Annotated in this window: 5 protein-coding genes; all 5 read right to left on the bottom strand. The window is 38.1% G+C overall.

Annotated features, from left to right (window positions below; all coding sequences use genetic code 11):
• On the bottom strand, positions 1 to 3,391 hold a 3,391-nt coding region (locus FLB_RS02000), incomplete at its 3' end, for a fibronectin type III domain-containing protein (protein WP_231891030.1).
• Between the two features lie 2 nt (positions 3,392 to 3,393).
• Entirely contained in the window at positions 3,394 to 5,913 is a 2,520-nt protein-coding gene (locus FLB_RS01995; protein WP_157490514.1) for a hypothetical protein, read from the bottom strand.
• A gap of 79 nt (positions 5,914 to 5,992) precedes the next feature.
• Positions 5,993 to 12,478: a T9SS type A sorting domain-containing protein gene (locus FLB_RS01990; RefSeq protein WP_064714295.1), complete on the bottom strand. Its 6,486-nt coding sequence runs from the start codon at positions 12,476 to 12,478 to the stop codon at positions 5,993 to 5,995.
• Positions 12,478 to 13,779: a SprB repeat-containing protein gene (locus tag FLB_RS01985; protein WP_082923194.1), complete on the bottom strand. Its 1,302-nt coding sequence runs from the start codon at positions 13,777 to 13,779 to the stop codon at positions 12,478 to 12,480. Before FLB_RS01985 ends, FLB_RS01990 begins: the two co-directional genes overlap by 1 nt.
• Entirely contained in the window at positions 13,742 to 14,920 is a 1,179-nt protein-coding gene (locus FLB_RS01980) for a hypothetical protein (protein ID WP_064714293.1), read from the bottom strand. The genes FLB_RS01985 and FLB_RS01980 overlap by 38 nt, the downstream gene beginning before the upstream one ends.
• Between the last annotated feature and the right edge of the window lie 2 nt (positions 14,921 to 14,922).

Below are 14,922 nucleotides of genomic sequence, written 5' to 3'. Positions count from 1 at the left end.
TGTTTACTTGATTAGAAGTACTTACTTGTGCTATTAATTGCTTTAACTCGTCGGCAGGAATTTTTGCAGTTTTGTCTACTACTAATCCACCAGAACCAGCACCGTTTTCTACACCGTCACTATCACAATTACTGCATCCAACATACCCCCAATACAATGTTCTTTTCTCATCTTTTTGCCTGAAATTGGCAGGAGTTGCATATTTATCAATATAACTGGAAAGGGCTTTTAGGTCTGGATTTTTGGCACTTATGATGTCTTTAAGCTCTTTATTGTAAACCGTGCGTAAATATTTGTTTTGTTTTATAGGTTTGTCATTATCAAAGAACAAATAGATTTTACTTCCATCGGCAATTGAGGCAATGGTTTCAATTTTAAGTGTAGCATCTTCGTCACAAACATATTTATTAGTACTCCATTTGTATTTTTTATTACCTTTTACCAATCCACCCAAAAAAGCTTTTGGTGCCAAAGCTAGATAGGCAACCGTTGTTTCATCCCCATTACTCACAAAGCTCCAATCAGGAGCGAGCGCATATCCTCCTGCCAAAGCCCCCGCACTACTTCCTTGCGTGTATTGGTAGAGTTGCAATCCTGGCGCATGCATGATTTCCCAATCGTTGTGGTTTAGGACTTCACCAGTGCCATAATCCATCAGCAAATCGGTGCTACCCTTAGGGGTATCATATTGTTTAAATGCATGTTGCAATCCAAAGACACCATGCCCCAGCTCATGCGCGAGGGTTCTGTTTGTTCCGTTAAAAACAAAACCAAATTGTCGTTTCAAGGGCATAAAACCATCATCGCCATTACTTGCTTTTTCATTAGTGTAGAGCATGTAATAAGTGTTGGGGCTATATTCTGCGCCTAGTGCAGCGATAAGCGCTTTGGTTATGTCTTGTTGTTCGTTGGTGTAGGTGTTGAGTAGGTCGCTATCGCCCGTTTCAATGGTATTGCCCCAAAAGTTGTTTAGAGTGATTTTCTTGGTAGTGGCTGTAAAACTTACCCCCGCCGGCTCATAGATTTCGTTTAATTGTTTTTCGGCAGTGTCGGGTATCGCAGCTCCATTCACACTCACCAATGTCACATTGACTTTTTTATTAGTTAAATGCCACAAATCAAAAGTTCCAGCAATATCATATTTGCTCCCGCCAGTCCCCGAAGGCGCGGTTGTATTGGAGGCAGCTTCTTTTGGGCGAACCGTGGCAATAACGGTTTCCTTAGCAAAATCTAATGTTTTTTTCAACGTTAGGGTGGCGACATTACCGTTCCAAGCGATTTGAGCACTGTCTATGGCGGTACCATTTTGGGTTTTGAACACCAGATCTTTCTTGGTTTTTCCGTTTTTGAAATCGACAGTGGCTACAATAACATCTTTCTCAAAAGGACTATTCGAAATGGCCTTGAAAGGAACGTTGTACGTACCACCACTTTTTTGAGGAAGGGAAGTGTAGGTTTTGTTTAATTTACCATTTTGCGTGGTGGGCGCGGTATTAAAGGCATATTTTCCGTCGCCTTTACTGAAAACAACGCTCACATCTGCCGAAGTAATCTCAGCGACAACCCCTCCTGAACCCATGCCGTTCGTGTTTTTAGGCGTTGGAATCCCCCCAGGAGCGACTTGTCCAGAAGAATCTATTGGTCCAGCGGGAGCATTGGCCGCAACGGTGAATTGTTTGCCTTTTTTGTCCGTAAAAATAATGTCATTTGGTGTTTTTTCTTGTACAAACGATGCACCATTGGCTCCTGTTACTGTTATGGTGCCATCAGGATTTTTGACCACGGAGGCAATTTCAAACTGTATGTCATAATTGACCACTTCACCTGCATCCCCAAACACATCTTTGACGATACCATCCAAATCAGCCATACCTTTCCACTCCGGATCATAACTCGCTATAATCTCCCCAGAAATCAGTTTAAAATCGGTGTTAACACCAATGTTGTTAAAAGTAATGCGAATGCGGGAGAATTGCCCAATGTTTACTTTCTCGCCACCTAGCGCATCGGCGGCGTCAATTAGCGTTCTGAATTTTTCTAAAAAGGGAAGAGTGACATAACCTTCGCCTGTAAATCTGCCGTTGCTTCCAGAGGATTTAATCACCACAATAGGAAAATCGCCCGCGGTGACTACATCATCAGGCAATAAGTTGGGCAATGGATTTTGGTTGGTTAAATCTTTAGGGTCGGGCTTGATGCCACAACCCGCAAAAGCAATTTCGTCTTTGGCCAGGGTAGTAAATTCTTGCGGGCTGCTGTGTACATATTTTCCTTTATCGCAAGCGGCGCCTACGGTGTATTCGTAGGTAGTGTTGGGTTTTAGATTGACCAATTTGGCAAACTCCCGTGGGGTAACGGCTGTGTACCATTGCGAATCGGCATTTTTTTCACGGTACTTTACTTGGTAATCAAAATTTTCCAAGGCACCAGTCCACGTTACTTTGGCTTGGTCTTGGCTCACCCCATCGGTGGCTATTTGTACCGGTGGCGTGCAAAACACTTCATAGGTAAAGGCAAAGATTTCGCTAAAACCATTATTCTTGAACACGCCAATTTCTTCGGCGCCTGCGAGTGCTTTGGCTTTGATGCGCCAAGCGTAGCGTTTGCCGGGAATCAATTGAGGCTCCGCGATACTATATTGCAAAGTGGTGGCTCTGGTGGTGGTGGTATAAATAGGAGGGGAGTACGCAAAAGCGTTTTGCACGGGCGTGTATGGGTCCCAAATCTCTACCAAATCAAATTGATATTCTACATTGCTCACATTGATTTGTCTAGGCGTCCAGCTAAACACAATGTTCTGAATGTTTTGCTGCATGATGCTGGCGTTGTTCAACGGCAAATTGAGCAAAGGCGCTTCGTTCTGAAAAATCACAGCGGTTATGGTGCTTTTTCGAGATAGTTTTTGCCCGCTCGCCACATCATACACTTCTACCGAAAAGCTATAAATTCCCTCTGGAATGGCCTGTGCATATTGGTTAGGCGTTATCCCAACCATGTTTTGAAACTCAAAATAGGGCGCCAAGTTAACATTGGTCAATTGCAGTGGCACACCCCCTTCTAGATAAAGCGGTTGCGCCCCGACCACAAAGTCATTGTTCATAAACGAAATCCCGTTGCCTTGCCAGTAGCATTTAATGCGCACCTGACGATTGGCAATCGTTAAATCGTTCAGCACGATTTGCATTTTTATGGGGCTATTGCTGGTGGTGGCATCGGCATAGTTGCTCCAATAAATCGGCGTAGGCTGACTAATCTGACTGTTAATAACAACCGGAAACGTTTGAGCAAATCCCGTAAGCGCCATAAGCCAAAAGGCAAAAGTGAATAGTAGGTGGTTTAGTTTGTGGGGCATGGTGTCGCGTTTTATAAAACTAGTATCTTTTGATTTCAAAGCTATTTGGTTTCAGTGGGTAATAATTGGTTTTGTTGCTCGGCCAAGGCTTGATAAAAAGCCAGCATCTTTTTCTCTAAATAATTCACGATGAAAAGAGTGCTTTTTTTGTTGGCGATGAATTGGTCAATAGTGTTTTTTTCACTTTGATAAAAAGCGTTAAAATTGGTATTGGTAGTCCATTCCTCTATCGTTTCTCCTTTGATAGTATTTATTTCTTGTTGCATCCATTGTATTTGTGCTAGCTTTTGAGCTCTTTTATTGCTTCTCTCTACTAGTCTCAAATAACCATTATAACTGGGTTGTTGTTCAGGCTTGATGTTCGTTACTCCATGCATCTTGTGGGACTTCACATATTGGGTAGCGAGCCTATCGGCTTCTATGTAGCTTGGCGCTACATTGGCCAAATATTTCCTTAGAGTGATTATAGTTCCTTTTGTAACTTGGGTGGCTTTTGCTACTTCGTTGGCCGTATTTTTGGTTTTGGTTCTTGGTTTTTTGCCTTCACTTGCTTGCGTTGGAGCAGCAGGCTTGTTTTTTTGAGACAAAAGGTCGTATTGTTCCAAATAATCCAAGGCTTTGTTTTTAAAGTCTTTGGTATTGTTGGCTTTCTTGGCCAAATCAAGTGCGGCTTGAAGCGCGTTGTAATCGGTTGTATTGTCAAACTTTTGTGCGTTTTGAAGGCTGTCTAATTGTTGAGTAATTGCTGTTTGGGTTCCTTCAAAGGCATACGATTTGAAATGAATTTTCAATTTTGGTTCTAATGGAATAATGTCGTTTTTCTCTCGGGCTTCTGATTTTCTGGCTGGTTTTAGTTTTATTTTATCAAAAGAATAAGAGTAGGAAAGTGTGGCTGTCAGGTCTTGTTTCGATCCCGCTGTAGTACTGTTAAAAAGCGAAATGGCATTGAGACTGAAGTTGTGTTTTTCTTTATACACATACGTTCCGTTGACTCTAAAATTGAAGACATCATTTTGCTTGATGCCGTTGTTGCGACTGGTATTGTAACTTAGCGCAGCCGAGGTGTTCAATTTTTTATCAAAAAAAAGTTTGTTGGCGGCCAAGGTAGGTCCTAAGATTAGGTTTTTGGCGGTATCTAATTTGCCTATTGTACTATTTAGCGAAGCGGTAAGATTCAACGCTTTTTCGGGTAATCCCATATTGAATGAAATACCGGCATTATAATAGGTGGAGGCACCACCGGCAATGGTTTTGCCTTGCTGCTGATTTACGGCATCTTGCAGGCTAAAGTTGGCATTAAAAGCTTGTTTTAACTTCTTATCATTTTTTAAAAGATAATTGATAGTCAATGCAGCATTTTGATTGACTTGCCTAAAATTTAAAGTATCTAAAAAATCAAAGTTGGAGGTTTGATTGATGTAATCAAACTGGTTGCGACTGTTGGTGTAGGATTGAAAATTGGAATAATTTGCGTTGAGGTTCAATTTCTGATTGACCTTAACATCGGCAGTTAAAGCGGTTACCAAACGTTTCATCTGACTTTGTTTCTGTTTGTCTAAGTTGTCTTTTTGGATGCCAAGGTTCATACTCAGATTGATTTTATCCTTAAAAACCGTTTGTGTGGCATTTACAGTGATGTTTTCAAGATCGTTGTTGAAGAAATAGCCGCCCAAGGTTCTGTAATTGGGATCAATGCGCTCATAGCCTAATCCCAAAGTTCCTTTTCCAGTCGGATACACCAGTTGTGCTTTATAGGCATTGTAATGCGCAGTAGTACTATTGGGTTTTAAAAACAAGGAGGCATTGAATTTTCTTGCACCTGTAGCGGTAATCCTAGTATCTTCTGTAATACTACTTGTAGCAAAGTCTGTCTGTACTTGAAGTTTTTTAAACAATTTAAAAGTCGTTTCAAAACTAATCGACGTGTTGTCTTTGGGCGAAATCCCAAGTTCAAAAGGAATAGGCGTAGTGATAGAATTGAGCTCATCTTTGGCTTTGAAAAAACTAACGCCCAAGCTTACTTTCTCTAAAGTATATTGTGTTTTGAATCCGTAGCCATACCTTTTGTAGGCAGGAACTAAATCTGGGAGATTGCGATTGTATTCATTGCTTCTTACCAATCGTCCGTACATGGCACTGATTTTAAATTTTCCCTGTGGGGTCAAATCCACACCAAATCCTGTGAACTGATGGCCGCTCAAAGTAAAGGGAGAAAAACTCATACTAGCATCTCCTATATGTGCCGTGATCCATTTGTAGGATGGATGAATACTCAACCGATTCATCAAGACAGGTTTGCCATACCCTAATTTTTGATTGGTATAGGAGAAAGAAAAGGGAAGGCTATATAAACCTGCGATATTGACATTGATATTTCCATTAAGAAAATAACTAAATGGCTCACGAGCAGCATCGCCAGCATAAAAGATACTACTGGCGGTAACTCCTCCGCTAAGGTTGATTAATTTGTTTTTGCCTAACTGCTCAATATTGAAGCTTTGAGAAAAAACCAAGACGCTTTTTGACAGCAGGAGTATAATTATAATTCTTTGTAAATTCATTAGTAAGGGGCTCAGCTAGGAAGAAGACTGCTTGTCATTGCTGCCTTTTTCAAAACTATTGTTTGGTTTTAGTTGCTACTTATTGAATAATTATTTTTCTCAGTTTACTCCCTTGTTGTGATTCGAAAAGAATAAAATAAACCCCAGGGGCTAATCCGCTCAACCCAAAATCAAAAAGATAGGCTTGTTTGCCGTTTTCTGATTTTGAAGCAATAATGCTGTTATTAATTAAACTGAAAATTTTAATAGTGGCGGGCATTACTTTATCTAAAGTCACATCCACAGTAAAAATTCCTGTAGACGGGTTGGGATAGATTTTTAAATCGAAATTTTTAATAGCATCCGTGCTGTCTGGATCTTTGTATTCACCATTTACCACCAGTACTTTTTTGGTTTGAGAAGCGGTGCAATTTCCTTTTTTGCTCGCCATTGAGATTTCGTATTCGCCTGTTTTTGGAAAACTAATTTCAGCAAGATTTTTGTTTTTTGTCTTAACTATGGCTTCAGTAGGTAGTATCCATTCGATACTATCAGGTCGAGGATTACTGATGTCTATAATGGTAAAAACTTCATTGGTAAACACCTGAGAGGACAAGACAAATTCTGCACTAATCGGAGTGTTTTGACTACTAATTGTCATGCTATCCGAAGCTTGACAGCCTAGTTTATTGGTGACCGTTAGCGTATAATTTGCTGGTTCTTTTAGAGTAACAATAGGCTTGTTGCTCGTAAATCCTTTATCAGATTGCCAAAAATAAGTGGCCTTGTCGTCATTGATAGTCGCATTAATGGTCAAGGTTTGATCGATACACAGCGTAACATCTTCACCTAGGGAGATTACATCTTTTGGTGGATTTTCGATGGTGTATTCCTCTTTAATAATACATCCTTTTGCATCGGTAATAGTCACAGAATGGTTACCTGCTTTGACATTACTCAATTGACTGGATTTTTCACCAGTACTCCATAAAAAAGTATAAGGTGCTTTTCCTCCAATGGTAGTTAATGCTATAGTAGCATCAGCACCTCCATAACAAGTGGGTTTGTTAATTTTAGGGGTGGTAGCAAGAGGCAACGGAGCGATAATGGTAATCTCTTTGGTTATAGTACAACCATTTTTGTCAGTAATTATTACACTATATTTTCCGGGTGGTACGTTTTGAATACTAGGAGTTTTAGCACCAGTGTTCCAGCTATAATTGTAAGTAGGTGTTCCGCCCGTTGGAGCCGTTGTAATGGTCCAGTCATTCGCATCTCCACAAAGGGTATAATCGGCAGATAATGTGTTGTTTAAAATTTCAGGTTCCGTAAGAACTATGCTTTTACTAGTTGCTTTATTGCCATTAGAATCTGTTGCTATGACATAATAGGATCCTTTTCCGATGTTACTCAGAATTGTACTTGTGGCTAATGGCGTGGCGTTTCCGTCTGCAAACCATTGGTAGGTATAGTTTTCTCCTGGTTTTAAAAAGCCTCCCGTGGTAATAGGCCTTAGACTTCCATTGGAATCACCATTACACAAAATGATAGTTTGTACAGTCGCAGAAGTAACTAAAAGCGCTGGTTCTGTTACTTCAATTAGTGGAGAGGTAAGCGTACATTTTTTTGCATCTGTAATGAGTACAAAATACTTTCCTGCTGCAAGATTGTTGGCTGTTGCCGTATTGGCAATAGGTGTTGCTGAGCCGTTTTTGAACCATTGATAGATATAGCTTCCGTTTCCTCCAGTTGCTTCAACGGTGATACTACCGTTAGCGAGACCAAAGCCTGAGGCAGGAACTGATTTTGTACTACTGATGATCAAAGCCGTTGGAGCATTGATGGTGATACTGGCGGCTGTACTTTGGCAGGCTTTGGTATCTTGTACTTGTATCGTATAGTCTCCTGCTGCTAAATCGGTAATAGTAGTGCTTGATCCATTAGAAAATGCAGTCCAATCCTGAACTAAATTTGTTTTGTAAAAATAACGGTAACGATACGATCCGTTTCCACCCAAAGCTTTTAAGGTCGTACTTCCATTGGAATCGCCCAAACATTTTACCGGCTCTTGTGTTGTGGTAAAAGTCACCAGATTGGGTTGAGTTACAGTAATGGTATTGCTAGTAACTTCTACCATTTTTGAATCTTTTACTACGGCATAATAGGTTCCTTTTTTAACATTCATTAGACGTGTGCCATGTTCATTGGCTAACAAAATACCATCTCTATACCATGAAATGGTTTTGGTACCGAAGCCGCCATTTACTGTTGCTTGCAGTTCTCCATCATTAGCTTCAAAACAACTAACCACTTGAGTCTGGGTTATACTACTGGTTAAGGGATTGTCAGTAAAATCAAAATCGGTGTATTTTGTACATCCGGTATCATCTTTGACAGAAGCATAATAATGATCTTTCTTTAAGCCACTGAAATCCACCATTTTTGAAGCGCTATTGGAAACCGTTTTTACAATTGTTATAGCACCTATGGCATTTTTTGTGAAAAGCTGATATTCATAATTTTTCTTTCCTCCTTTAATTTCAAAATGTAAAGTACCGTCATTTCCATTGGCTGCAGTTGGATTGCTGTAGTTGATTTTATCAATATCAAAACCAAAATCTTCGGGTTGGGTAATTACAATATTTTCTAACAAACCTTCGCAATAATTGGCGTTGTTTGGATCATAATTGGCATCACGAACAACAACAGCATAAACCCCTTCGGTTAAAGTGTTTAGACTCGTTGGGGTGAAGTTTTCATACGCATTGGTAGTTGTGTTTTTCTTTTTCCATTGATAGGTGTAACTCGGAACGGAATTGTTTAGGAATGGTGAACCACCAGTTACTGCAATTGCGATGGCTCCATCTTGACCTCCAAAACAACTGACATTAGTGGTTGAGGTCAAAGAAACGACAATAGGTGAGGGTTGTTTAAAAACAACAGCTATAGTATTGGAAACTATTCCTGCCACATCGGTAGCGGTTAGCTCATAGTCCCCGTCTGCGATAGTTGTAAATGTAGCAGTATTTCCAGTACTAGATTTTGTACTTCCTGTTGCTTTGTTTCTCAACCTAAAAGTGTATGTTTTTTCAGATTGACTCTGCGCAAATGTTGCTCCACCGGCCGCACTAGCTTCCAAAGATCCTGTTAATCCATTGCATTTTGCTTGTAGATGCGTTTCACTTACTATAGGTTTTGTTGGTTGTAAGACAGTGAATGTTTTAGGCAATTCGCAACCCTTAGCATCAGTAATTACAACGGAATACTCACCCGCTGCAATGTTGCTCAGCATTGGACTATTGGTGCCAATTGTAGTTCCAGTACTATTTTTCCATACATAGCTGTAAGTAGATGTACCGCCGCCGACACTAATTTCTATTTTTCCTGTAGCCAGTCCAAAACCTGTGGTTGGAGTACTTACTTCACTTGCAATAAAAAGTGCTTTTTCTGGTGCTGAAATTTCAATTTCTTGTTGGGCAGTTTGGCAACCATTTGCATCGGTTACACTTACCTTATATTTGCCTGCTGATAATCCTGAAATTATTCCGTTTTTAGCATCAATTGTACCACTACCGCTGGAAATTGTGAAAGGATTATTAGGATCGGTCTTTTTTGTTCCACCTGTTATATTAAGTTGAATGCTTCCATCTGCACCACCAAAGCAAGAAACGGGGGTTGGTATAGGTGTAAAAGCAAGTTTTTTTGGCTCATCAATAAGCAAGTTGTCTAAAATAGCAACACAGCTAGATGGTTTTATCGGATCGTAATTTGCATCCCGAACTTCAACAGCATATTTTCCTACCAAAAGATTACTTTGTTTTGGCGCATTCGTTCCTATGGGGTCATAAATAGCGGTAGCATTATTATATTTTTTCCAAATATAGGTATAAGGAGCGCCTGTAGTAAATGGAGTTCCTCCTGAAACAGTAACACTTAATATACCATCAGTATCGCCATAACAATTCAGTAGTTTCTTTACACCACTTACTTTTTCTTCTGTGATAACAATTGGTTTAGGCTCTGTAAGTTCAGTATAACCGATGGATACAACGCTTCCATTGGTATACTTAGTAGTTGAATCCGTCGAAACATTTTGTTTTGAATCTTTTGCCACTACTTTATATTGACCCACTTCTAATCCAGTGAAATTGGCGGTGTTTCCAACAATTGTTTGTTTTGATACATTGTTATGAAATAGTTCATAGGTGTAAATTCTTTCTTCTTGTTGTTGTGCTATCTCGGCACCACCTGTTGCCACAGCTGTTATTGAACCTAATTCAGCATTACATTTAGTATTGGTAGCAACAACATCCAGTTTTAAAACGGTTGGCTCTTTTATTTCAAAAGTAATGGGTGCTAAGGAACAACCCACTCCATCACTGTTTTTATCAGTAGCTACCAGTGTATATTTTCCAGCAGGTTTGTCTTTAATTTGGTTAGTTGTTTCAGACGTAAGCAATTTACTGTTATCTACGGTGCTTCCTTCATACCATTGATAAGAATAATTTCCCCACCCACCAATGTTTTTCGCAGTAATACTTCCATTACTAAGTGAATTGCCACTAGCGTTTGTAATTACTTCAGGATTAAAACTAAAAGGATCGTTTGGTTCTTTAATCTCAATTTCTTGTTCATTGATTTTACAATTATTATCGTCAGAAACGGATATCTTCCAGGTACCAGCCTTAAGTCCAGTTATTTTTTGATTAGGAATATCAATTAATGGTTTGGGACTTGAAACAATTGGTTCGCATGAAATGGTATAAATGGGTTTATTATTACTATCCGTTTTAAAGGTACCTCCATTTATATTTAATTGTATCGTTCCATCATTTGAATTTTTACAACTTACCTCTGTTTTTGTAGAGGTGAAATTTAATTCATTCGGAGCGCTAATGATAATGTTTTCTATTCCTTTGGAGCAATTACTTAATTTATTTGGGTCATAAGAGGTAAAAACATCTACGGAATAGTTTCCAGCACCAAGGTTGGTTGGATGTAAGTCATTATTGACGGTTATATAGGTATTGTTTTTTTTCCATTTTATGGTATAAGGCTTTAATCCACCGTCAACACTAATTTTTATCGAACCATTAGTGTCGCCATTACATTTTAGTTTTTTAAAACTACCCAGCTCTTCTTCTTTTACTACAATAAGACTTGCTGAGTCAATTGTAACATCAAAAGGTGTATCGCAAAATCCATCGGTAACGTTTACTACATACATTCCTTCTGCCAAACCTGAAAGTGTTGACTTACTTGGTTCAGTAATACTATTACTCGTTAATTCCACAAGGGGTTCCGTTTTTTTATACCATTTAAACGAATAAGTCTTTTTTGAATTGTAGTTTGTAATTGCTATAGAGGCGGATCCGTCACTACCACCAAAGCATGTTACATTAGTTGTTGCTGTATTTGCCGTTATAATAGGGTTAGACGATTCGGGTAGGTTGATTGTAGCCGATGTTTCATTATCTTTTGAATCGGTTACGACAACTTTATAGTTACCTGCTTTTATGTTGTTTAAGGAATTGCTTTTTGAAAGTTCATTTTCCACCGCTGGATTACCAATCAGCTCATACCAAGTATAGTTGATCGTTCCTTCACCTCCTGAGGCTGTAGCCATAAGGTTTGTTGTGCCCCCTTGACAACTTATTGGCTGAGGTGTAGCAATTTTTACATTTAATGCTTCTAATGTAATTTCATTACTATTAACTGGACATCCTTCTGCTGTATCAACGCCGTTATCGATAATATTTACTTGGTATTTACCATTGCTTAAGCCAAATACCCTACCTAATGCGTCTCGTGTTGGTTGAGGATTCATTACTTGTTCATCTTTTTTCCAAGAATAGGAGTAGTCCCCGTAGCCACCACTTACCGATAACTGCAAAATACCGTTATTATTGCCAGGTGACGGCTGGCTGATTTTTGTTAGGGAAACGTTTAAACTTTGGGTGGGTCCTGTAATTATAATTGAATTTTCAACGCGTAAACCATTTTTCTTATCATTTTCTATATTTCCAGTAGCTTTTTCATCAGTAATGATGTATTCATAGGTTCCAGCTTGTAAATCTGTTCTGTAGGGTTCAGTAATGTTTGAATCCTTCCAATTTATAGTTTTACTTCCACTACCGCCAGTAATAGCAAGAGTAATACTTCCGTTATTACCACCAAAGCATTTAATGTTGCTTTGTACAGGGGTAACTTTCAACTTATCATAAATAACAAAGGAATCTCTTACACCTACTGTGCAGGTGGCATCTTTGATTGTTGGATTATAAGTTCCTTTAGGAAGGTTAGAAACAGTGACATTTCCACTAGCATCAATTGAAAGGGTTGCGCTACTTGGCAAAGGATTTTCCCAAGTTATGGTATATGGGTTACCACTACTTATTTTATTCCCACCACTGATGGAGAAAGTGATTTTTCCGTTAGGTGAAGAAGTATCTGAGTTGTTCTCTGTTGTTTTATTATTGATCGTAATAGCAGCAGGATTCGTAATACTAATCTTTTTAATACCCGTACTCTGAGCATACCCTATTGTAGTTAGTAATAAAACAAGGAATGGTATAAATTTTTTCATTATTTTTTGTCATTTTTAGTATTGTCAATACAGTATTTACTGTCTTCTACTTTTATATAATTATCTCCAGCATCTACATCAATGATTTTTGGAGAGGTAAACTCAATTTTTGGGTCATTGTTCAAATAATAATAGTAAGGTGGTGTTCCTCCAGAGGCAGTTATGGTTATGGTGCCTTTTGCGCCATTACACTTTGGTTCGGTTCCTGTTGTTGAGAAAGAAAAAAGAGGGGGATCTACAATAGAAAAAGCCTCAGTGGTCACGGCACTTGAATTAACATCAGTTGTATTGTCTGTTGTTTTTTGGGCTTGATATCTTATAATATAGTTGCCTGCTCCTATGTTTGTCCAAGTATATTCCTTATTTATTATCGAAGATTTTTGGACAAATTTGCTATCTAAAAATTGTGGCGGAGTAGTGTTTATAAAAAGATTGAGTAATAGTTGCTCATCATCTTTGATGTCACTTTTAAATTTTAAGGGAATACTACCGGTAGCGGTATTAGTACAGGAAGGATTGGAAACTAGTGGAGGGTTATGTTCTAGTAATGGGGAGCAAGAAATAACCTTATATGTTATGATATTTGAATAAACCTCCTCACCAACAACTGTTACATCTGTATCTATTAACACCTTAAAATGAATATTACCTGTATAGCTGGTAGATAAAAAATCTGTCTTTTTAAAAGTAAAACTCTCATCATACAGTGTGGTTTTATTCATACTAGTATAATTTATACCATCTGTACTATAATACCACGAGAATTTTTGGGTAGTGAAACAAGTTTCAGCCTTTAATGGTATTGATTCGCAAAAAGCATCATTTGAAATTGTAGGATTTGTCAGAACTTTGTTTGTAGTCATAAAGTAATAAGGGACACTGCCAGGTAAACTACATGAACCCTCGAAAAGTACATGTGCACTTTCTAAATTACATAAAATACTTCCTTCTAACCTATACCCACAAGCATAACAAGGTCCCCCGCAACCCCAATCTTCTCCAGAAGTATCATTTAAATATAATTCCGGCAAGGCATCGAAGACTAATACATATTCTCCATTTAATCCTTGAATCTCTTTTATAGGACAAATTTGTTTTCCGTTAGATCGTATATAATAAACTCTTTCTGGACCAGAATAAGAAGGAAGACTATAATTTTCACATTCACCAATGTTGTTTTTCATAATATACAATACCTGAGCAGAGGAACTAGCGGTTGCAATTAAAACCAATAATATTAATAGTATTTTTTTTCTCATAAACTTAGTCGTTTGCATTGGTGTCAATACAGTTATTGGCATCTTTAACTTTTATTTTGTGTCCGTCAAGTTTTGCCTTGAGTTTATTTATTCTATAAAGATTTGGAGCTATTTCGTCTGGAATAACACTGTTGCCATCTACTTCAAAAAACTTAGGGATACCGCTAGTTATTAAGACTTCAACACTACCATCTTCTGCTCCAAAACAACTTGGATTTTTTGGATTTTGAAGCTTAAAAGTTAGTGGCGTAGCGGGATTGATGGTGAATGAAGGATAAGGTTTTTTGTTTATAGATGTTGGTTGTGAACCAATGAAGGTTTGATATATTACATAATAATTTCCTGCTGCTAAACCTGAAAAAGTATACTTTTTATTAGTTGCAGTATCTACAGTATAAGACGGAGTTGAAATAGGGACATTGTTATTAAAAAAAGAAAACTCAAAGCGTTCATTTTCTATTAATGGTCTATCAAATGTTAGAGATACTATTCCGTCATTATTATAAGCACATGAAGTGTTTTCTTTTTCAATTGGTATTACTACATTCGGAGAGCAAGGGATAATATCATAAGGCAAAATATTGGTGAATTGTGTTTTATATCCTGTTCTGAAATATATCTTTGTTTTGTTTTCGAAACCAGCCAATTCTTTAATCTTAAAAGATATTGATCTTTGCTCTTGAAAGTTAGCCGCAAAATCTAACCAATTTGTACCATCAAAGCTATATTGCCAATTCCAGCCGTTAGTTAATTCAATTGTATCGTCAGGACATTTGTTGCTGTTTGAATCGGTTCGGATTAAATGAATACCATATATTTCGGAATCGGCAATGCAACCATTAAACGTATTTTGAGTAAATGTTGACTTATTGTATAAAATATTTTTTTCTATTGGACCACAATCAGTATTGTCATAATTACCTGCTGTACTTGAAATACATTCAATTATATTAGGTTCATCATTGATATAAACGAAATTGTAGTCTGTTTTGATTGTCGCTCCAGTATTACTTGTTTTATTAATAGATTTTGCCCCAATAATAATTTGTTGTACACCGGCGTGGCTCCCATACCATCCTTTCGATGGAAATAAAGTTGTTTTAACTAAAACACCATGTTGATTTTGGCAATAAACAATTTGACCTAAAAAAAATAGTGGTAACACAAATATAATTCTCCTCATCT

This window comes from Flavobacterium succinicans (genome assembly GCF_001662485.1).
Taxonomy (GTDB): domain Bacteria; phylum Bacteroidota; class Bacteroidia; order Flavobacteriales; family Flavobacteriaceae; genus Flavobacterium; species Flavobacterium succinicans_A.
The sequence above is the reverse complement of the archived record's forward strand: the minus strand, read 5'-3'. Positions and strand labels throughout refer to the sequence as shown.

Bases quoted from the DNA above. Each gene is read 5' to 3' on its own strand.
- FLB_RS01995 (WP_157490514.1), bottom strand. From the start codon at position 5,913: ATGAATTTACAAAGAATTATAATTATACTCCTGCTGTCAAAAAGCGTC.
- FLB_RS01990 (WP_064714295.1), bottom strand. From the start codon at position 12,478: ATGAAAAAATTTATACCATTCCTTGTTTTATTACTAACTACAATAGGG.
- FLB_RS01985 (WP_082923194.1), bottom strand. From the start codon at position 13,779: ATGCCAATAACTGTATTGACACCAATGCAAACGACTAAGTTTATGAGA.
- FLB_RS01980 (WP_064714293.1), bottom strand. From the start codon at position 14,920: ATGAGGAGAATTATATTTGTGTTACCACTATTTTTTTTAGGTCAAATT.